At 38.8% G+C, this 20,821-nt stretch carries 23 protein-coding genes and 1 pseudogene; 11 read left to right on the plus strand and 13 right to left on the minus strand.

Annotated elements, in window-relative coordinates:
- Positions 1–563: 563 nt before the first annotated feature.
- Positions 564–869 carry a hypothetical protein gene (locus tag Q1A31_RS17085; RefSeq protein ID WP_299879591.1) on the minus strand — a complete coding sequence of 102 codons (306 nt, stop codon included), beginning with the start codon at positions 867–869 and terminating at the stop codon, positions 564–566.
- 179 nt (positions 870–1,048) lie between these two features.
- The gene (asd, locus tag Q1A31_RS17090) at positions 1,049–1,900 is read right to left on the minus strand and encodes an archaetidylserine decarboxylase (RefSeq protein ID WP_299879594.1); all 852 of its coding nucleotides are present in this window, start codon (positions 1,898–1,900) and stop codon (positions 1,049–1,051) included.
- Positions 1,901–1,982: 82 nt separating this feature from the next.
- On the opposite strand from asd, the gene prmB reads away from it, so the two are divergent.
- Both prmB and lpxC read left to right on the plus strand, forming a co-directional pair.
- The gene (gene prmB, locus Q1A31_RS17095) at positions 1,983–2,909 is read left to right on the plus strand and encodes a 50S ribosomal protein L3 N(5)-glutamine methyltransferase (protein ID WP_299879597.1); all 927 of its coding nucleotides are present in this window, start codon (positions 1,983–1,985) and stop codon (positions 2,907–2,909) included.
- 186 nt (positions 2,910–3,095) lie between these two features.
- Positions 3,096–4,010, plus strand: a complete 915-nt coding sequence (gene lpxC, locus Q1A31_RS17100) for a UDP-3-O-acyl-N-acetylglucosamine deacetylase (protein ID WP_299879600.1) — start codon at positions 3,096–3,098, stop codon at positions 4,008–4,010.
- A gap of 126 nt (positions 4,011–4,136) precedes the next feature.
- On the opposite strand, the gene Q1A31_RS17105 is transcribed toward lpxC, so the two are convergent.
- Positions 4,137–4,553: a hypothetical protein gene (locus Q1A31_RS17105; RefSeq protein WP_299879603.1), complete on the minus strand. Its 417-nt coding sequence runs from the start codon at positions 4,551–4,553 to the stop codon at positions 4,137–4,139.
- Positions 4,554–4,597: 44 nt separating this feature from the next.
- Between Q1A31_RS17105 and Q1A31_RS17110 the strand changes: the two genes are divergently transcribed.
- The 6 genes from Q1A31_RS17110 (at position 4,598) to Q1A31_RS17135 (ending at position 12,297) form a co-directional block, all read left to right on the plus strand.
- Positions 4,598–5,512 (plus strand): M23 family metallopeptidase, encoded by a 915-nt coding sequence (locus tag Q1A31_RS17110; RefSeq protein ID WP_299879606.1) that lies wholly within the window; start codon positions 4,598–4,600, stop codon positions 5,510–5,512.
- Between the two features lie 364 nt (positions 5,513–5,876).
- Positions 5,877–8,621, plus strand: coding sequence for a preprotein translocase subunit SecA (secA, locus tag Q1A31_RS17115; protein ID WP_299879610.1), 2,745 nt, complete (start codon positions 5,877–5,879; stop codon positions 8,619–8,621).
- Positions 8,622–9,833 (plus strand): bifunctional glutamate N-acetyltransferase/amino-acid acetyltransferase ArgJ, encoded by a 1,212-nt coding sequence (gene argJ, locus Q1A31_RS17120; protein ID WP_299879613.1) that lies wholly within the window; start codon positions 8,622–8,624, stop codon positions 9,831–9,833.
- A gap of 316 nt (positions 9,834–10,149) precedes the next feature.
- The gene (locus Q1A31_RS17125) at positions 10,150–10,890 is read left to right on the plus strand and encodes a polysaccharide deacetylase family protein (RefSeq protein WP_299879615.1); all 741 of its coding nucleotides are present in this window, start codon (positions 10,150–10,152) and stop codon (positions 10,888–10,890) included.
- Between the two features lie 14 nt (positions 10,891–10,904).
- Entirely contained in the window at positions 10,905–11,309 is a 405-nt protein-coding gene (gene mutT, locus Q1A31_RS17130) for an 8-oxo-dGTP diphosphatase MutT (protein ID WP_299879618.1), read from the plus strand.
- 94 nt (positions 11,310–11,403) lie between these two features.
- On the plus strand, positions 11,404–12,297 hold the full coding sequence (locus tag Q1A31_RS17135) for a hypothetical protein (RefSeq protein WP_299879620.1): 894 nt from the start codon (positions 11,404–11,406) through the stop codon (positions 12,295–12,297).
- 49 nt (positions 12,298–12,346) lie between these two features.
- Here the strand turns inward: Q1A31_RS17135 and Q1A31_RS17140 are convergent, their stop codons facing one another.
- The 5 genes from Q1A31_RS17140 to Q1A31_RS17160 all read right to left on the minus strand — a co-directional run bounded on the left by Q1A31_RS17140 (position 12,347) and on the right by Q1A31_RS17160 (position 14,847).
- Complete coding sequence (locus Q1A31_RS17140; RefSeq protein ID WP_299879622.1) at positions 12,347–12,619, minus strand: Rho-binding antiterminator; 273 nt, start codon at positions 12,617–12,619, stop codon at positions 12,347–12,349.
- Entirely contained in the window at positions 12,619–13,134 is a 516-nt protein-coding gene (locus Q1A31_RS17145; protein ID WP_299879624.1) for a cupin domain-containing protein, read from the minus strand. Before Q1A31_RS17145 ends, Q1A31_RS17140 begins: the two co-directional genes overlap by 1 nt.
- Positions 13,127–13,933, minus strand: coding sequence for an enoyl-ACP reductase (locus Q1A31_RS17150; protein ID WP_299879626.1), 807 nt, complete (start codon positions 13,931–13,933; stop codon positions 13,127–13,129). Before Q1A31_RS17150 ends, Q1A31_RS17145 begins: the two co-directional genes overlap by 8 nt.
- A 215-nt stretch (positions 13,934–14,148) precedes the next feature.
- Positions 14,149–14,349, minus strand: a complete 201-nt coding sequence (locus Q1A31_RS17155; RefSeq protein WP_299879628.1) for a dodecin family protein — start codon at positions 14,347–14,349, stop codon at positions 14,149–14,151.
- 177 nt (positions 14,350–14,526) lie between these two features.
- Positions 14,527–14,847 carry a DUF3301 domain-containing protein gene (locus Q1A31_RS17160; RefSeq protein WP_299879630.1) on the minus strand — a complete coding sequence of 107 codons (321 nt, stop codon included), beginning with the start codon at positions 14,845–14,847 and terminating at the stop codon, positions 14,527–14,529.
- Between the two features lie 69 nt (positions 14,848–14,916).
- Between Q1A31_RS17160 and Q1A31_RS17165 the strand changes: the two genes are divergently transcribed.
- Together Q1A31_RS17165 and Q1A31_RS17170 are read left to right on the plus strand one after the other, a co-directional pair.
- A complete protein-coding gene (locus Q1A31_RS17165) occupies positions 14,917–15,726 on the plus strand; it encodes an inositol monophosphatase (protein WP_299879632.1) in 810 nt (269 codons plus the stop codon).
- 34 nt (positions 15,727–15,760) lie between these two features.
- Positions 15,761–16,504 carry a DUF1461 domain-containing protein gene (locus Q1A31_RS17170; protein WP_299879634.1) on the plus strand — a complete coding sequence of 248 codons (744 nt, stop codon included), beginning with the start codon at positions 15,761–15,763 and terminating at the stop codon, positions 16,502–16,504.
- Between the two features lie 34 nt (positions 16,505–16,538).
- Here Q1A31_RS17170 and Q1A31_RS17175 read toward each other — a convergent pair whose 3' ends face one another.
- The 5 genes and pseudogenes from Q1A31_RS17175 to rpsF form a co-directional block, all read right to left on the minus strand.
- A complete protein-coding gene (locus Q1A31_RS17175; protein ID WP_299879636.1) occupies positions 16,539–16,928 on the minus strand; it encodes a DUF3461 family protein in 390 nt (129 codons plus the stop codon).
- Positions 16,929–17,317: 389 nt separating this feature from the next.
- Positions 17,318–17,755, minus strand: a pseudogene (gene rplI, locus Q1A31_RS17180) (50S ribosomal protein L9); the annotation flags it as partial.
- Positions 17,756–17,818: 63 nt separating this feature from the next.
- The gene (locus Q1A31_RS17185) at positions 17,819–18,712 is read right to left on the minus strand and encodes a DUF2232 domain-containing protein (protein WP_299879638.1); all 894 of its coding nucleotides are present in this window, start codon (positions 18,710–18,712) and stop codon (positions 17,819–17,821) included.
- Between the two features lie 26 nt (positions 18,713–18,738).
- Positions 18,739–18,969 carry a 30S ribosomal protein S18 gene (gene rpsR / locus Q1A31_RS17190; RefSeq protein ID WP_131907024.1) on the minus strand — a complete coding sequence of 77 codons (231 nt, stop codon included), beginning with the start codon at positions 18,967–18,969 and terminating at the stop codon, positions 18,739–18,741.
- Between the two features lie 12 nt (positions 18,970–18,981).
- Complete coding sequence (gene rpsF / locus Q1A31_RS17195; protein ID WP_131907023.1) at positions 18,982–19,332, minus strand: 30S ribosomal protein S6; 351 nt, start codon at positions 19,330–19,332, stop codon at positions 18,982–18,984.
- 279 nt (positions 19,333–19,611) lie between these two features.
- Between rpsF and Q1A31_RS17200 the strand changes: the two genes are divergently transcribed.
- Positions 19,612–20,757: a serine/threonine-protein kinase gene (locus Q1A31_RS17200; protein WP_299879644.1), complete on the plus strand. Its 1,146-nt coding sequence runs from the start codon at positions 19,612–19,614 to the stop codon at positions 20,755–20,757.
- Positions 20,758–20,821 lie beyond the last annotated feature (64 nt).

A 20,821-nucleotide genomic window follows, 5' to 3' on the forward strand; every position in this document is an offset into this window, starting at 1 on the left:
GTGAAACGTGTCATCGCCGATGATAGTGTGGGGCTTCCCCATGTGAAAGTAGGTCATCACCAAGTTATTATCCTAAAGCCTGTCTAGTAATAGACAGGCTTTTTTTATGCCTGAGATTTAGGGAAACATCAGGTTTATACACCGAGCATGTAACACCATCTACTATCCCCAAAACCTACGTTATGACTTATGGCTTTTATATGTGAGGTAACGTGACTCTATAAGGAGTTTATCTATTAAAATAAGGGATTACTACGCTATATAAATAAAGGTAGATGAAACTCACATAGATAAAAGCTTGAGGAATTTACTGTTTACGCATTTTTATAAAAAGAATAACGGTTGATTTTGATTAGTGACTATTAAGGATTATCAACAGCCCAAACAGCTAGAAAAAGATATCTAGTGTGGTTGTTAACATGAGTAGGATTGCTCAATGATATTGCACTTATTTACTAAATTATAAAAAAGTGCCTGAAAGTAGGGGGTGACATAGTTAATTCAAATAAACGGAAATGCTGTCTATTTAAATAGAATGCATTTCCGAGTGAATTAGGTTCGTATTAATTGATTTGTTTTCTTAAGGTTGAAATACGCTGGGTTAAGGAGTTATATCTTTTTAATTGAATGTCAGAGAGCACTTTTTTGTTGTCTCTTAGTGTTAATAAATAAGCACCTGCAGTATCTAAATTTTGTTTGGCGTATTGTATCGGGTTTGGTCCTGCATTATTAGACAGTACTCTTTCCGCATCTAATATCAAATCTTCAACTGAATTTAATCTGCTGGTTTGAACAGGTGCGTTACTACATCCTACAAGTAGTGTTGTTGTTAAAACTGTAGTAAAGAGTATTTTTGAAACGGTAATCACTTGTTTCCTCCGATTATATTAAATGAGATATTTTAAAAGAGAATAAAGGATAATCCATGAGTTCAAACTATGGAAGATCTAAACCTTTAAATTGCATAGGTTTTTTGTCTTTCAAATCAAGCGTCTAAATATTCAAACGTATTCTCTTGTAAAAAAATGCCTTAAAGTAGGGGGGTGACTTAACTCATAGAGAGTCTTTCACCTAATTTAAGTGTCTGATCTACAGCTAATGAATCACTTAATTTTGGTGCGTTGCTCTGGAAAACCAGGATGACTGTGGAGCCCATATTAAAACGCCCCATCTCTTTGCCTTTATTGAGTTGAATATCTTTTGATTTATAAGATTTACCGGTAATGGTTTCGCCTTTTGGCGGTGTAATTAGCCCGTGCCATACTGTTTCTATGGCAGCTACATTGATTGCACCGACTAAAACCATAGCCATTGAACCATACTCAGTATCGAAACTAGCGACAACGCGTTCATTTCTGGCAAAGATGCTTTTGACGGTTTTAACTGTATGCTTGGCAACACTGAATAGACGACCTGGGATATGTACTTGCTCTTTCAATTTACCTGTACATGGCATATGGATGCGATGGTAATCTCGTGGTGATAGATAAATAGTAATAAACTGACCATTATCATAGAGCTTTGCTCTTTCCTTATTCCCACCAAGTAATTGCTCTAAACTATATGTGATGCCCTTAGCTTGTAACAGTTGGCCGTCCTTAATATCTCCAAATTCACTAATTGTGCCATCAACAGGACTTACTATTTGAGTATCAGCAATCGGTCTTAAGCCTTCTTTTAGTTCTCTTGTAAAAAACTCATTGAAAGTGGAGTAACTAGCAGGGTCAGAGTTTTTTGCTTCATCTAAATTCACATCAAACGCTTTGCTAAACAAAGTGATCGCTTTTGGCACAAATGGCGATTTAATACGCGTTAATTTAAATACGGTACGTGAAATAAAATGGTGCGGTAATGCGTATAGCGCGCCTGACTTGAGATAATCCGTTAGAGAAGCATTCATTTAGTTAAGATCGTTTAATTAGTTAATGAAATAAAGCATAAAAATAGGATAATACGGCATTCGTTAAAGGGAAACTATAGTGATGACAAAACAGATTGCAGATTATGATGCGGCTATCAAAGAGCTTTCAACACTGACCGATTTTATGCGTTGGGGAGCGAGCCGATTTGTAGATGCTGAATTAAGTTATTCGCATGGTATGTCTTCGCCTTTGGATGAATCAGTTTATCTTGTTTTACGAGCTTTAAACCTTCCTGTCGATACTCCTAATGTTTACTGGCAATCAAACCTGACAGCAGCAGAAAAAGAGTCAATTCTATCTTTAATAAAAAGAAGAATTGAAGAAAGAGTGCCCGCTGCTTATTTAATTAAAGAGGGATGGTTTGCCGGTTTGCAGTTTTTCATTGATGAACGGGTATTAGTGCCTCGTTCTCCGATAGCTGAATTAGTAGAAAACCAATTTCAACCCTGGGTAATGCCGGATGAAGTTGAGAATATATTAGACCTTTGTACCGGCAGTGGTTGTATTGGAATTGCCTGTGCTTATGCATTTCCTTATGCAGAAGTAGATTTGGCTGATCTATCTGAAGATGCTTTGGATGTGGCTAGAATTAATATAGAAAAACATGATGCATCGGAGCAGGTTACTGCGATCCAGTCAGATCTTTTTTCGAATATAGGTGAACGCCGTTACGACATTATTGTGACTAACCCCCCTTATGTTGATAAGGATGATATTGATGACATGTCCGATGAGTTTCATCATGAACCTGAGCTTGGCTTGAGTTCTGGTAACGACGGATTAGATTGTACTCGTCAAATTCTTGCGCAAGCTTCTGAATATCTAAATGATGAAGGTATTCTAGTCGTTGAAGTGGGTAATAGTCAGCATGCTTTAGTGCAAGAGTTTCCTCATGTTCCTTTTCAATGGATAGAGTTTGAAAGAGGGGGGGATGGCGTCTTTATGTTAACCAAGAAGCAACTTCAGGAATTTATTACCAATAATTAATAGTGTTTCAGATCCAACTTATCATTTGATGCGTTATGATAGTCATATCTGAACTTTTTAGTGTAAATAGATTCTTAAATTAAGTGTGATATAATAATTTGTTAAGCATTCAGTAAAGTATATTGCGTTATTCTCGCTTAATCATTAGTTAAATAATAGACAAATCAATCGGTCTCAGGGGACATTGTGCTAGCTCAAAGAACATTAAAAAGCATTGTTAATACAGTGGGTATAGGACTGCATTCTGGCAAACGAGTCAATCTGACATTGCGTCCAGCTGCTGCAAATACGGGCATTGTATTTACACGTGTAGATCTCGATCCTCCTGTAGAAATCATAGCAACACCTGAAGCTGTCGGTGAAACTGTACTTAGTACAACCTTAGTGAAAGATGGTGTTAAAGTTTCTACGATCGAACACTTGATGTCAGCATTTGCAGGTTTAGGTATTGATAATGTATATGTTGATCTTGATGCGGCAGAAGTTCCCATTATGGATGGCAGTGCTGCTCCCTTTATATTTCTCATTCAATCTGCTGGTATCGATACCTTATCTCGCCCCAAGAAGTTAGTTAGAATCAAGAAACCTATTCGCTTCGAAAACAACGCTGGTTGGGCTGAGCTGACTCCTTATGAAGGTTTCAAGGTTTCATTCGAAATTGATTTTGATCACCCTGCGGTAAAAGATACGAAACAAACACTAGAACATGATTTATCAATAGAGTCATACAACAGTGAAATTAGTCGTGCCAGAACCTTTGGATTTATGCGTGATGTTGAAATGCTCCGTTCAATGAATTTAGGTTTAGGCGGTAATTTCGGAAACGCTGTGGTTCTCGATGAATATCGAGTTCTTAATAAAGATGGGCTACGCTACAACGATGAGTTTGTTAAACATAAAATGCTTGATGCAATCGGTGATCTTTATACTTTAGGTTATGGCATTATCGGTGCGTATCATGGTCATAAATCTGGTCATGCAATTAATAACTTACTATTATTAGAATTATTAAAAAATAAAGAAAGTTGGGAAGTTGTGACACTGACTTCTGATGAAAAACCGCCACAATTATATGTTGGTGATAACTGCTTGCTTGCCTAGTTAGTTTTTGGCGTTTAGATAGAAGCTCTTTAGATTTAAAGTCACCCCCCACCTTTTAGGCACTTTTTTTTATTTGAAACACTATCATTCAGCTAGGAAATTCTATACTGAATATTTCTGGTTGTTTTACTGTTTATTCTTATTTTCAGTTAGTTTAAGTAAAGACTTCCTCAGTTCTTCATCATCGATTTCTTCCGCAATATTCGCAAGAATCTTGCTGGACTTTTCGCCGATTTCAAACAATTTATTATCTGATTTCACTGGTGCTGCCGAAGGTGGAACTATCTTTACTTTAGTTTTCTTTAGCTCTAGCAAAAAATGCTTATTCATTTCTGCACAAATGACATTCATTTGATATTGAAGTTGAGTCCCCAGGTAAGGATTGTCTGTCAATAAAGTGAGTTGTTGCTGTTTGGTGATCACCCAAAGATTATGCTTGGATTTATCTAAGTGCATCAGTTTATACACAAAATCTGACAGCTTGTCGTAATTTTTTATACTTCCGGTCAGTTGGGAGTTAACGAGTTGATTAATATTCTTCATTGTAGCGACTTTCGTATGGATACGATCTAGAACTGAAGCATATCATGAAAGTTATCTTCTTAAGTGACAATGGACGTCACCACCAAAAATATACAGTGAAGCTGTGGTCGCATATTATTTTACCTCTATCGTTATTAACACTATTTGTTATTACGTCATTTGCGGCAAGTAATTACTATTCTAAATATAGTGATGAAAAATTACAGGTTTCTCATAATGAAAAAAGATTACTGAATAAATTCGACCTTTTATTAAAAAAAGCTTCAGCTCTGGAAGCAGAAATAGACCGCCTGAATACCTTAGGTAAAACCATTGCTACCAATAGCAATATTGATATTTCGGCTTTTCATCTTGAAAAAGAACCTGCAAGAGGCGGGTATATCTCAACTAAAGACAATTTAGATCTAGATGCCGTTAATGAAACTGATTTAGTGAGAAGCATCGAATTGATAGAAAGTCGCCTAAAACGACAGAAAGTTAGTTTCCAAAAGCTAAATAAAATTTCAAATAAAGCGAATAACTTTTCAAAAGCTTCATTTTCAGGTGTCGGATTTTATTCTAGTCCTGTTAAAAAAGGCTATATCTCATCTACTTTCGGTAAACGTCGCGATCCAATAAACGGTCATCAACGTCATCATAACGGGATTGATATAGCGGCAAAGCTAGGCACGGAAATTAATACCATAGGAAGTGGTTTTGTTACTTTTGCGGGTAGGAAAGGTGGTTATGGCAATGTCGTTGAGATTCACCATTCGGACGCTTTAAAAAGCCGCTATGCACATTTACGTAAAATACTCGTAAAGAAAGGTGACGTGGTTCATAAAGGGGAGAATATCGCTACAATGGGTAAAACTGGAAGAGCGACGGGACCCCATCTACATTTAGAAGTCTGGGAAAATGATAAGCCGACTAATCCAGAAGGATTTATTAATATCGCTTTGAAAAACCTTAAAAAATAACTAATAGTCAGAATTAGATAATAATAAAAACAAGTCATTAAGGTACTTAACTGTTTAGTTGTAATATAATGCGCTTTTTTATATGCGGGTTGCTCTTGTATTACGTAGAAAAACCCCTATATCAAACACTATTCTGCAAATTTCTCGTGGGGACGAGTGATTAGTTATTAAATGAGATTTTGCACGAAATGTTTGATGGATTAAAATGGTGTAAAGCATCCAGATTTCTCCTAAAAATGCGGTAGATAGCCGTGCTATTCACCTTGTTTTTAAGAAAAATCTGAAATTTACGCGTATTTTATTTCATCATGGTTTCGCGCAATGATCCCTAAATATTCCGGTTATCCGGGGGAAAAAAATAAATATGTTCGGAAAAGTTACCAAAAAGCTCTTTGGTAGTCGTAATGACAGACTGGTTAAGGCTTATACCAAAAATACTAAAATAATCGCAGGTCTGGATGAAGAATATTCAGCTTTAACTGATGAACAACTAAAGGCGAAGACACAAGATTTCAGAAAAAGACTGAAAGACGGTGCAACGCTTGAAGAATTGTTGCCTGAGGCATTTGCTACTGTTCGTGAGGCTGGTAAAAGAACCATGGGAATGCGTCATTACGACGTACAAATGATTGGTGGAATGGTCCTCAACGAAGGCAAGATTTGTGAGATGCGTACGGGTGAGGGTAAAACCTTAGTTGCTACTCTGGCTGCCTATCTTAATGCGCTACCTGAAAAAGGTGTGCATGTTATTACAGTCAATGACTACCTGGCTCGACGCGATGCAGAGTGGATGGCTAAACTATATGGTTTCCTTGGTTTAACGACAGGTATCATTGTTAATGGGATGGATCAGGCACAACGCCAGCAAGCCTATCAATGTGATATTACTTACGGCACCAACAATGAATTCGGCTTTGATTATCTCCGCGATAATATGGCTCATCAAAAAGATGAACGTGTTCAACGCGAATTAAACTTTGCGATCGTGGATGAGGTTGACTCAATCCTTATCGATGAAGCTAGAACGCCACTGATTATTTCTGGTGCAGCTGAAGATTCTTCCGAACTCTATGCGTCAATTAATAAAATCGTTCCCAGCCTTAAACGTCAAGAAGGCGAAGACGAAGAAAATATCACCGTACCAGGTGACTTCACTGTTGATGAGAAAGGTAAGCAAATATTCCTCACAGATGATGGTCATGAAACGGCAGAAGAGCTTTTACAGAAAGCTGGGATATTAGCTGAAGGACAAGGACTCTATGATAGTTCTAGCATATCAGTATTGCATCACTTTAATGCCGCACTGCGAGCACATAACCTTTTTCAGAAAAACGTAGATTACATCGTCACTGATAATGAAATTGTTATCGTTGATGAATTCACTGGTCGAACAATGCCTGGAAGACGTTGGTCTGAAGGTTTGCATCAGGCTGTTGAAGCTAAAGAAGGCGTTCATATCAATGCCGAAAACCAGACGATGGCTTCTATCACATTCCAGAACTATTTCCGTTTATACGACAAATTATCAGGGATGACAGGAACGGCTGATACCGAAGCATTCGAGCTTCAAGAAATCTATGGTTTAGAAGTGGTTGTTATTCCTGGAAACAAGCCATTGGCTCGTGAAGACGGTAATGACTTGGTATACATGTCTGAGGAAGAAAAATATCAGGCAATCGCAGAAGAAATCGAATACTGCCAGAAGAAAGGACAACCAGTCTTAGTAGGTACAGCTTCAATTGAAACATCTGAGGTGCTTTCTCGATTACTTAATGAAAAAGGCATCAAGCACGAAGTATTGAATGCTAAGCAGCACGAACGTGAAGCAAATATTATCGAAAATGCGGGTCAGCCAGGTGCTTTGACAATAGCTACTAACATGGCAGGTCGTGGTACCGATATCGTTTTAGGTGGATCGCTGGATGCTGACCTAAGAGAATTAGGTGAAGATGCGACTGAGGCACAAAAAGAAGCCGCAAAAGCTGAATGGCAGAAGCGTCACGATGCAGTAATTGCCGCAGGCGGTTTACATATTATCGGTACAGAACGTCACGAATCGCGTCGTATTGATAATCAGTTACGTGGACGTGCTGCTCGTCAGGGTGATCCTGGTTCTTCTCGCTTCTTCTTATCTCTGGAAGATAACTTAATGCGTATATTTGCCTCGGATCGTGTGAAAGCGATTATGCAGCGCCTAGGTATGGAGAAAGGGCAGGCGATTGAAGCAAAAATGGTAAGTAAGTCTATTGAAAATGCCCAGCGTAAAGTTGAGGGACATAACTTTGATATTCGTAAAAACCTGCTTGAATACGATGATGTTGCTAACGATCAACGTAAAGTGATCTACGAGCAACGTGCAGAGCTTCTTGAAGCTGCGGACGTTGAAGAGTCGGTAGCTTCATTCATCGAAGATGTGGTTGAAAGTACTATTGATAAATATATTCCACGTCAAAGCATCGATGAGCAATGGGATATTGCAGGCTTAACCAAGTACCTTAAAGAAGAAATGTCAGTAGATCTTGATATTCAAGGTTGGCTGGATTCTGATGATGAGTTGCACGAAGAACCCTTGAGAGAGAGAATTCTTCAGTCAATTCAGGGGAATATCAAAGTCAAAGAAGATTTGATTAGCTCTGAGCGTATGCGTGAATTAGAGCGTGATGTGATGTTGCATGTTGTGGATACGCATTGGAAAGAACATTTGGCTGCAATGGATTATCTACGTCAGAGTGTTGGATTACGTGGCTATGCGCAAAAGAACCCAAAACAGGAATTTAAGCGTGAAGCTTATGAAATGTTCGAAGAGTTGTTGGGTAAAATCAAAACAGACGTGGTGACTTTCTTAACTCGACTAGAGATTACCGTTCCTGAAGATTTAGAAGCGATTGAAGAAGAGCAAAGACTTTTACAAGAGCAAGATGATGTCGACCTGGATTTTGTCCACGCTGATGCAGAAAGCGCTTTAGGGTCAAGTGATCCTGCTACTGATTTGCCACCACCTGAGGCTATGAAGCCGTTTAAGCGTGATGTTGAAAAAGTAGGACGTAATGATCCGTGTCCTTGTGGCTCTGGAAAAAAATATAAACAATGCCATGGAAAGCTAGCCTAAATGCCTGTTAATTTCATACCTGCTTCTGAGCTTGCGCCTGTAAAAGGCGTGAGATTAGCTTCAATAGAAGCCAATATTCGTTATAAAGATCGTGATGATCTAACCTTAATTGAAGTATCAGAAGGTTCTAGTGTTGCAGGTGTATTCACAAAGAACGCTTTTTGTGCGGCACCGGTAACAATTTGCCGAGAGCATTTAAAAACCACTGACGGTATTCGATACCTTATCATCAATTCTGGCAATGCGAATGCTGGGACGGGTGAAGAAGGGATGACCTCAGCCGATCTTATTTGTGCTGAAGTAGCAGAAGAGGGTATGTGCAATCTTGATTGTGTACTGCCATTTTCAACGGGTGTTATTGGTGAACAATTACCTTATTGGAAGGTGGTTGAAAAGGTTCCAGAATTAGTAAAGAACTTAGATTCGAATAACTGGATGCGAGCTGCTAAAGCGATTATGACGACTGACACCGTACTTAAAGGTGTGAGCAAGAGCATAGAGATTGCTGGAGAAGTGGTTACTATTACGGGTATTGCCAAGGGTTCTGGAATGATCGAACCGAATATGGCGACGATGCTTTCTTATGTGGCGACTGATGCTGCTATTAAGCAATCGCAACTCGAATCAATTTGTCAGGAAATAACCACAGAATCCTTTAACTCGATTAGTGTTGATGGTGACACTTCAACAAATGATTCGTTTGTGATGATGGCAACCGGTAAGTCAGGGGTGACACTGGATGAAACTAATCAAGATGTCATCACAGCTGTATTGAATGATGTTTGCCAGGAGCTTGCGCAAGCCATTATTCGTGATGCTGAAGGTGCAACCAAGTTTGTTACAATCAGCGTTGAACAAGCGCCTGATTATGATTATGCCAAAGAAATAGCTTACACGGTTGCACGTTCTCCGCTGGTTAAAACAGCATTGTTTGCTAGTGATCCTAACTGGGGACGTATTGTCGCGGCCATCGGACGTTCGCCCGTAGAAAATATCAATATCAGTAAGCTGACACTGTATTTAGGTGACACACTACTTATCGAGTCTGGGGAACCCGCTGACAGCTATACTGAAGAGCAGGGTCAGGCTGAAATGAATAAAGAAGAAATCACGATTCGTGTGTTGCTAAATACGGGTGATGCCAAAGCGCATGTGTGGACTTCAGATTTATCACATGAGTACATCACGATAAATGCTGACTACCGAAGTTAAGTAGTTTCAGTCAGAAATAACTAATCAACGCCCAATTAAGGGCGTTTTGCTTATATTGAGTTTTAAATTACTAACATCATTTTATCGTTGATTTAATACTCGTAAATATCGCTACGTATTCTCGGTTGCGATGAATATGAACTAAAGTCGCGCTTATCAAACTAAGTTATTGTACTTAAATAAAAATACTCATTTATTGATGAGTTACTTGAGTTTAAAACCAATCAGATTATTAGGGCCAAACAAATAAATGAAGATAAAAATACACCCCCCCACTTTTAGCCTGTTTTTCTTATTAATACTGGTTAATTCGCTAATGACGTTTCAGGTATTTGCGGGTGAAGATTGTAATGCAGTGCGCGCTCAGTATCAGTGTCCTGTTAAAAAACACAGACTCCATTTAAGTTTCGATGATGGCGTCGGCAGTGTTACCCCTAAAATACTTGATGTACTCAAACGTGAAAATATAAAAGCTACCTTTTTAATTTTGGGTAATAAGATCGATTGTAAACAATACAAGCCGGGCAAGTCATTAGATCTCTGTAAACAGCGTTTTAATACACTTAAGCGGATAAAAAGCGAAGGGCATGATATTGGTTCTCATAGTTATCAACATTACCGTCACAGCGAACTCAGCTGGGCTGATTTAAATAAGACTATTCTTGATTCTAAAAAGATTCTTGAGCCGTTTTTTACTACGCAACCGCCAATTTTCAGACTCCCTTATGGCGATGGCTGGTTTAATCAGAAAGATCAGCCACAAGTGATGCAAGCCCTTAAGCAAGCTGGTTTTGAACATCTTGGCTGGGAGATGACGGCCTATGACTGGAATGAAAAATACCAGCATGGTGATCAAATTCTGGATAATGTGATGGGTCAAATGTGTAAAGGCCGTGGTCGAGATGGTGTGGTTTTATTCCACGATGGAGTGTTTGAAAATGAGCACGAAGGCCGCGTTTTTACGGCTAACAATCTAGCACGCTGGATACCTAAATTACGATGCGCTGCTGAATTTGTTCCATTAATTGATGTTAAGAAAAATCTTAAAAAGAGATAGAAGGAGAGACCGGCTTGATTATTCGTGTCGCTGTTGCGGTGATTATTAATCAGAATAAAGAGATTCTGATAGCGAAACGTTCTCAAGATCAGCATCAGGGAAATAAGTGGGAATTTCCCGGTGGTAAAGTTGAAGCGAACGAAACCAGCGAAGACGCATTACGCAGAGAGATTTTGGAAGAGTTAGGAATTCAAGTGCAGTCTAGTTCTGAAATGACATCAATCACCCATGAATACATCGAAGAGAATCCTGAAAATAATAAAACGGTCATTCTAGATGTGTTTGATGTGAGAAAATGGCAAGGTGAACCCAAGGGTGTTGAAGGACAGCCGATTCGCTGGATAACAGTCGAAGAGATAGATAACTACGAATTTCCCATCGCAAATGTAGAGATAGTGAACATAATCAAATGTATTTGATGATTTAACTGCTAAGCTTAAGTTAAGTTTTTTCTGTTATATTGAATAAAGCAATTTAATATATAAAACAGCTCATTTTCTTTTTGAGGGAGTTATGAATAAATCTATCTACAAAACTTTTCCTAAGGCAGTGCTCTTTTTACCACTACTTTTCAGTCTAGGTTCCGTTCAGGCCAATGGCTGGTTTGGCAATAATAATAAATTCTTCGGCGCTAATAATGGTAATAATAGCTATAACGACTGGCCAGTATGGACACCCATGTACTGGATGGAAGAAATGTTTGGCAATAATAATGGTAACCGATTCTTAGGAAATAATGGGCGTTACGGAGGCGCTTATGGAAATCCATATCAATCACAATATATTCCTCCTCAAGCGCTATTAAATGGTTATGGCGCTAATCCTTATTCAAGTGCTTACAGCAATCCCTATCAGAGGCAACCTGCTTACTTGAATAATGGCTATCAAGGTTATTATTCACAAGGTCAATATCCACAGGCACAGTACCCACAAAGTCAATATCAAGGCCTTCGCTATGTACCAAGGGCAACACTTGGTATGACGCCTTATTCATCGAGCAGATCGAACTATGCTTCGAATCCATTTTCTAATTTTGGTGGTAATAACTTTGGTCGTTCCTTTTCATCTTTTGGTGGCGGATCACCTTTTGGATCACCAATGCAAGGAATGAATGGGTTTGGCTCTCCTATGAGTAGCTTTGGTTCACCTATGTCCGGCTTTGGTTCGCCAATGAGTAGTTTCGGTTCACCTATGGGTGGTAGTGGCTTTGGTTCTCCCATGAGTAGTTTTGGTTCACCTATGTCTGGTTTAGGCTCACCGATGTCTGGTTTAGGTTCACCGATGACAGGTTTAGGTTCTCCAATGATGCCTATGTCAACGATGGGAATGGGTATGCCTGGTATGAGCCCAATGAGTGGCTTTGGCGGTTCACCATTTGGTGGTAGTGGATTTACTCCATTTAGATAGTATTGTTATGAGCCGCATAAAAACCCCTTAAAAGTAGGGGGGTGTGTTTTTAATTTATTTCAACAGTCTTAAATTCGGCTTTTTTATCTAATGCGGTGATGGATTTAATTTTATCTAATCTGATCTGTAATTCTTCTTTATCTTGATCCGTTTCAACGTCAACGCTAACAAGCAAAAACTCCTGTTTATCTTCAATTTTGGTGGTTTCAGCTCTACCTAGAAATTCACCTCCATCCAATAATTTGATTGAGAGTTTGTAGTGCCTTAAGCAGGCGATTTCAATATAGTCATACAATTGGCATTGAATGGGTAAATAGGCCATTACTCAGATGGTTCCTTTCTGCCAGTATGCGTTTTAGGGTAAGTGATATTTTCGTAATCAACAACTTCGGCTTTGCCATTGTGGCGATAGATTCTTTTATTTTGATTGGGATAATCGCCAATATCGTGTTTTAAGCGCTGCCCCATGACCAAGCAGACAAGAGTTTCATTACCGTTATTGTAAAGACTATGAGCGACTTCATTAGCCGGTAATCCCACAAAGTCCCCTTTAGCAACATTGTATTTATCTTCTTCAATAGTCAGTTCACCGCTACCTTCAAGGATATAGATACACTCTTCTTCGTATTGATGCTTATGGAATTCAGTGGAGTGGTGATTGGGTTCAACAGAGATCATGTGAACACCCATCTGGGACATGCCGACAGCATCTCCCAGAGATTTATTTAATCTAACTGCATTTGGGTTAAGGAAATGGGTGATCTCTTGACCTTCTAACGCTTCAATGTCAGCTGCAGTTAGTAAATATTTGCGAGTATCTTTTGAAATACTACTCACTTTCAGCAGGAGGATTGATCCCTGTCATGCCTACCGTGCTGTAACCGCCATCAACATACATAATTTCTGCGGTAATGCCAGAAGCCAGATCAGATGATAAAAATGCTGCTGCATTTCCTACTTCTTCAATAGTGACATTGCGACGAAGCGGAGCGGCACCAGAGAATTGCTCTAGCATCTTACGGAAGCCTTTGATTCCCATTGCTGCAAGTGTGCGAATAGGGCCAGCAGAGATACAGTTGACACGAATGCCTTCAGGGCCAAGGTCAGAAGCCATAAAGCGTACTGCAGATTCAAGACTTGCTTTCGCCATACCCATGACATTGTAGTTTGGTATAGCAGATACAGCGCCTAAGTAGCTTAGTGTCAGCATAGATGGATTTTCACGACCCTTCATTAGTGGTCGAGCTGCTTTGGCCATAGCGAGGAAGCTGTAAGCACTGATATCGTGTGCAATCTTAGAGCCTTCACGAGTGGTATTATCGACAATGCTGCCTTCTAACTCTTCTTTCGGTGCAAAACCAATTGAATGGATAAGGATGTCTAGCCCATCCCATTTTTTGCCTAACTCGGTGAAACATGCATCGATTGATTCATCACTACCCACATCACACTCGAGTACGATATCAGATCCAAACTCATTGGCGAATTTTTCAACACGGCCTTTAAGGCGCTCATTTTGATAGGTGAATGCCAGTTCTGCACCTTCGCGATGCATGGCTTGTGCGATGCCATAGGCAATTGATTTATTACTTGCGATACCCGCAATAATGGCGCGTTTTCCGGTTAAAAAGCCCATAAAATTCCTTTTGCTTATTTCTAATTGAAAGTGGGAATAATACGACTCGGACGAGGTTTTTACAATCTTATGCTGAAGGTAAGCTGTAGGTAAGTTAAAGGTAAGTTGAAACTTAAGGAAGAGATGGTTCCCATAAAACTAATCATGGGAACCTATTTTTGATTAAATCTTTAGAAACTTAGTGTTATTCAGAAAATAACACTAAGAAGAGATTATTAATCTAAAATAAATGTAACTTTTAAACGTACATTGTAAGCAGATACTTTTCCGCCTTCTACTGATACGCTTTGATCCGCAACCCATGCACTTGTGATGTTCTTGAGTGTTTTGTTAGCACGTGCTACGCCATTTTCTACGGCGTCTTCAAAGCTCTTTGTTGATGTTGATGTGATTTCGGTTACTTTTGCTACTGACATATTTAACTCCTTTGATTGGTATTTGTTTTTTTAGTCTTTCATTAACACTTTGTTACGTCTTAGCCTGCAGACGTTAGCAATTGTTTGTAGACCATTAAAGTGTAGTCGTTCAAATTAAGAGTAGTTATTTATTTTATTTGTTTGCGATGAAGTGAATATGCAATATCGTTGTCTTTATTATTTTAAGATCGTTGCGCCATCATCTTCATCAAGAAAAACTTTATTAATTTTATAGCCATTAATTTCGACATAACCGTCTAAACGACTATCTCTATCCAAACTAAAGTTAAATCGATAGACACGCTGAAATCCCATTCGGCCATTTTCAGTACGAATGAGTTTTAATGACTTTAGCGAGGCTGTCTGATCCAGAAATTGAGCATGAATTTCCTTGCAGGCATTTGCTGATGCTTGCAAGGCAATTTCTTTGGCACGAACAGAGTTCATCCAAAACCAGGCGATGCTAGCCAATAAGAGTAGTATTAATATGCTTGTCATTTGTTAGTATATATTAGTGCCTGTGGGTAAAGTATGATGCCGAATAATCAAAAATCAATGTTGTAAAGTATGTTATCAGAGATAAAGCTGCCAGAGTTAAGAGAACTAGAAGATATTATTCGTGAAGTTGCCAGAGAAGAAATTCTGCCTCGTTTTAATAAGATTGATTACGTTATTAAGGGTGATGGCAGCTTATTGACCGAAGCTGATTTGTCTACAGATAAGCGCATACGTCTGGCATTGGCAGAGCACTATCCTGATATTGATTTCCTTAGTGAGGAAATGGAGCCACAGGAGCAAGAAGCGCTGGTTAAAAACTCGGAAAGACTCTGGTGTTTAGATCCTTTGGATGGAACCAGTAATTTTGCTGCGGGTATCCCTTTATTTGCAACATCGCTCGCCCTCTTTGTAAATGGGGAAGTACAAATTGGTATCACTTACGATCCACTTAGAGATGAGATGTTCAGTGCGGTCAAAGGGCAGGGTGCCACCTTAAACAACGAGCCACTTAAATGTGGAGATAGTGGTTTCGATCTTGGTAAGTCTATTGCGATAGTTGACTTTAAACGCTTAAAACCTGAACTCGTTCAACGCTTAATTTCTGATGCGCCGTATAAGTCGCAAAGAAATCTGGGTAGTTGCGTACTTGAATGGGCATGGATGGCAGCGAATAGAGGCCATTTGTACTTGCATGGAGGCATGAAACTATGGGATTTGGCGGCAGGTACACTAATTTTATCTGAGGCCGGAGGTTATGCTTGCACACTTGAGGGTGAAGACGTGTTTAGGCCATCAATGAAGCCTCGTTCGGTTTTAATATCTCCTGATAAGAAGCTCTTTGAGCAGTGGAAAGATTATTTGATATATAAAAAGCCATGAAAAAGATCAATTCACAAAGCTGCAAGTAGTATTTATGAAAAGTAAATTATTGTGGGGAGGGTTCTTACTTCTAACGTTTCTTATTACATTGCCTATAACCTGGGGGGTGTTAGCTAAAGTAAATTTTCTGTATCCAGCATTACACGATGCTATTGGTATCGATAAACACATAGCACGCTATGCGCCTAAGAATAGAAAAAACAAGTTAGGTTTCGAGAACACTTCTAAAGAAGAAAGATCCCGACTGTTTCTAGGAATTGTTGATGCGATACACGCTCATGGGGAAGGGCTTTCTTCACTAAGCTATATGAGTAAACAGAATGGTACCACTCAATCGATTCCATTGCTCACTGACCCTGAGGTTGTTCACTTAAAAGACGTAGCAGTACTACTGGATAAACTAAAGCCAGTAGTACTTTTGTTAATCATTTGTTGGTTGTTGATTATCGTTCTATTTAAAATCAGGAAAGTGGCATTGCCCACTACAAGCCAGTTTTTGATCAGTGCATTGATAATGATTTTATTGATCGGTTTGGTGATGCTGTTAGGCCCGGAGAAAATATTCAATCAATTACATATTTGGGTATTTCCTGATAATCATCAATGGTTTTTCTATTATGAAGATTCTTTAATGAGTACCATGATGAAAGCGCCTGTTATTTTTGCTTATATTGTCGCTATCTGGGTGTGTCTATCAATCATCCTGACCAGTTTAATTCTTAAGCTGTTAAAGTCTAAAATCTTGTTAGGCGAAAATAAAAAAGCCCATGCTGTTTAAGGCATAGGCTTTTTATTTAATCTGATTATTTTTTTTAGTCTAACTTGTCTACCAGAGATTTAATGTAAGTCATTCTGGTATGAACTTCTTCTTCGAGCCTGCTAATCTCATCAAGGATGATCACTTTGTGTTCTTGGTGAGTATGTTTCAGTTCTACTACCTGGTGTAGTTCATCGATAACCTTGTTTAAAAATGGAGAAATTTCACTCAGGATCTCGGTTGAATTCGTACCGCTATCTGCTACAACCATTCTCTTTGAGCGAGCAAATCTGAATTTTTTACTGTGTGGAAGTAAAGAACCTTTCTGGCGTTTATATACAACGCGTAAAATATCTACGTCGTTAACATTTTGTAATGAGTATCTTGATATGTCTTCTGGGTTTTGAATGCCCATCTCATGAAGCGAAGGATAATTAACTGACATATTGTCTCCTAATTAAAAGTAGTGTTGGTTTTAACATTCTATCAATTACTTTAGCGGGAAATTGATATGCTAATTAAAAATTCACATATTAAAAAACCCCTTAAAAGTAGGGGGGTGTGTTAAATAAAGATATTAGACCCATTTTGCTGTTTGTGCTTGAATTTATGCATAATAAAGCGATATAAATCAAAGTTCTAATGATAACCTATACTGGTTTATCTCAGCTTTTGATGTCTATATGACAAAAACAAAAAAAGCCTGCAACGATATAAATCGTTGCAGGCTTTTAAAGCTAAAAAGCTTTTTAGTGCTTATCTGTCGTCTTCGTCGACAAAAGTACCAATAGGCTGTTTCTCTACAACTTCCATATCACTATCAGCATCTGGAGTAACGATTACTTTAACAGTAGTCTCTACATCAGTGTGTAAGTGGATAAGTACGTCGTACTCGCCAATAGCGCGGATAGGGCCTTCTGGCATACGAACTTCACGACGTTCAATGTGTACGCCTTGAGCAATGATTGCTTCAGAGATTTCGTGGTTAGAAACAGAGCCAAATAGCTTGCCTTCCTGACCTGCTCTCACTTCAATATTAAGCTCGCCAACACCGTTGATAGCAACAAGACGATCTTCAGCGGCTTTAGTTGTTTCTGCTGCAGCTTTTTCTAGTTCAGCACGAATAGTTTCAAATTCTGCAATATTTGTTTTCGTTGCAGTTTTTGCTTTCTTCTGAGGAACTAGGAAGTTACGTGCGTATCCAGATTTAACTGAAACGATATCGCCTATCGCTCCTAAGTTCTCAATTCTTTCCATTAATATAACTTGCATGGTTATCACCTTTTCGACCCTTGGGCCGGTTATCTATTTAATTAACGTATTCTTTAAGTTTCTTTAATTTGGGTTGCCTGGTTTCTTGCGGCGAAAATCAACAAAAGTGTCAATAATTCCGAAAGTTGCAAGCAGTACAATCATTTGTATCAGCAATAAAAACATCATTAAATAGAGGCCAATTAACCAGGCTTTATTCAAGTTATGTTTTTTTACCAAGGCATGTGCCAGAGCTAAGCCCTGAAACATAAAAACTGCAATCCCTACCATAATGAGTTCAACAACTAGTTGATTCATGGTGAGAACTGCTATTGCTATACCTACAAGTACTGCAATAGCGGCTTGCTTACCCAGATTGATCTGGCGAAATTCTTCACCAAAACCACCCGGGTTAAACAATACTGCTTGCCAATTCCTTGCAATGATCAATGAAAGTATTGATATCAATGCTAAAGCAGCGGCAAATGTTCCTGTCATCCACTTTGCGACATCATTGATACTCTCATCAATTTTGGCATCGCTAAGTTGATAGCCTTGTTTAAGCAGGGGTTTGAACTGTTCTAATACAGGCTTCCAGTATGCGGCTGCATCTGGTTGCATGAAATGAAACAATAAAACACCTGCTGTTGCTGTTATCAGGATTAACTGTAAGGTTTTACTCCATGACTTTGTTAATGCAAGCGCACTTGCTATAACTACCATAGGCAACCAGTTGGCTAAACCTGCTAAGAAGCCTCGACTTGCTTGTTGATCTAAAGCGGCACTAATGATTAAAAGAGTGACACTAGCAAGTAGAGTGTAAACGATCCCTTGTTGCCAACCCTTACGTAACGTTATTAATGCAATAGCTGCATTATTGAAAACGATAAGAGGTGGAAATAGTAATGAAATCAGGGTGGATAAAACAACAAATATCGCTGCTTGTATCCGGCCTGCCATTATAAAGCCGGCCATCATTTAGTTCTTCCTATCTATTCTTAATATTATTTGTGTTGATCCGTGTAAGGAATCAACGCAAGAAAACGAGCGCGTTTAATAGCAGTTGCTAATTGGCGCTGATATCTAGCTTTAGTGCCTGTAACACGGCTAGGTACGATTTTACCTGTTTCAGTAATGAAAGCTTTTAAGGTATCAAGATCTTTATAATCTATCTCTTTAACACCTTCTTTGGTAAAACGACAAAATTTTTGACGACGAAAACGTTGTGCTGACATGATTAACTCCTATTAATTAAATGATTTTCTTTCTGGCTTCTTTTCATTCTCTTTGCTGAGAATTGAAGGGTCAGTGTCAGCTTCATCGCGACGAATAACCATATTGCGAAGTACTGCATCATTGAAACGGAATTGATCTTCAAGCTCACTTAATGTAGCTGAATCACACTCGATGTTCATAAGCACATAGTGTGCTTTGTGTAATTTAACTATTGGGTAAGCTAAAGGACGACGACCCCAGTCTTCTAGACGGTGGATTGTGCCTTTATTATCTTCGATAAGCTTGCGGTAACGCTCTAGCATGCCTGGAAGTTGGTCGCTTTGATCTGGGTGTAACAGAAAAACGATTTCATAATGTCTCATAGATATCTCCTTATGGACAAGTTGGCCATAAGATTTGCGTTTTTACTCTGTAAAGAACTGCAAAAATCATAGCAAGGAGGGGTCATAGACCCACGGAACGCGGCATTATTCAGTAAACCAAATTAAATGTCAAACAGTACCCGTTATTTCTTATGTAATGTAGGTTTTATCAATTTGAATAGGATTATAATCAACTGAATAAAAATGTTTATTGCAGAATTTTCCGGTCAATGAATCGCTTATGTCCTAGACTATGTCCTAGGAGGAAAATGAATAAGAATGAGTTTATCAGTAGCGATGATTCAAAATGACGATGTCTCTGAGGATATCAAGATATTGCTTGGTTCAAAAATATCTCAGCTTAGATTGGTACATTATGACTATTCTACTATAAATCAGCTCAGCGCAGAGCAACTCAAGCAAAAGTTCAAAGAGTTTGATTTAGTGTTCTTTGATAATAAAAAAGAATGTAAAAAACGATTTCTGCCCTCTGATAAGTGTCTATATTGGAAAAACCTCTCTGATCTATCTTCGAAAGTTGATGTTTATATGCAATTGCGAAGATGTTTATCCCTGTTTCCTCTTACTCTAAAGTACTGGGTTCTGGTAGAGGTGCTGCATAATAGCCAGGACTGCATTATCTATCGTGGTGTCAATAAAAAAGGTGAATCGGCAGCTATCAAGCGTTTTAAATTCAAACCGAATGAATTATCTGATGAGATGATCCAGAAATTTCTAGAGCGCGTTGAAAAACAATGCGCAATTCGCTCTGAGGGGTTAGTGCATTTTTATGATGGTGGGATTTGTAATCACGCGTTCTACCTAGTGATGGAGTATTTGCCATTTGGTACATTGAGGCAGGCTTTAAATAGTTGTGAGAAAACGCTTCCTTTATTACATGCATTGGAATGGTTTAGAGAAATTACTTCTGCATTAGATTGCGTTCACAAAGCTGGTTTGATTCATCGTGATTTGAAAATTGATAATGTGATGCTTAGAAGTGATGGCGTGCTTGCGCTGACAGACTATGGTGTATCAAAGAAGATTTTATTAGATGCGGGTTTTTTGAAAGCTGATGAGCTGCATTGTTCTCCACATTATGTCAGCCCTGAATTAGTTGCTGGAGAAGATTGTACTAAAGCGTCTGATATCTATAGTTTAGGCGTAATCTTTTATGAGCTCTTGATGGGAGAGAAGCCCTATGCAGGGAATAGCCCAACAGAGCTCATGATGCAACACGTTATGATGCCTGTGCCAACCTTGAGTAAATGCTATTCACACTTGCAGCCAGTTTTGAATAAGATGATGGCGAAATGTCCAGATGACCGATTTTCAAGTCCGGGTAGAGCATTGCAAGCGCTTGATCTGTCGATGCAACAAGAACCCATCTATCTAAACGAACAATATGCACCCCCCACCTTTTGAATGACAAATCGTTTTTGTTTTATTAAAACGATATTGGAATTTATGCTTTGCGAGGCCTTTTTTA

Origin of the sequence: uncultured Cocleimonas sp. (assembly GCF_947495625.1) — a bacterium.
Lineage (GTDB): Bacteria > Pseudomonadota > Gammaproteobacteria > Thiotrichales > Thiotrichaceae > Cocleimonas.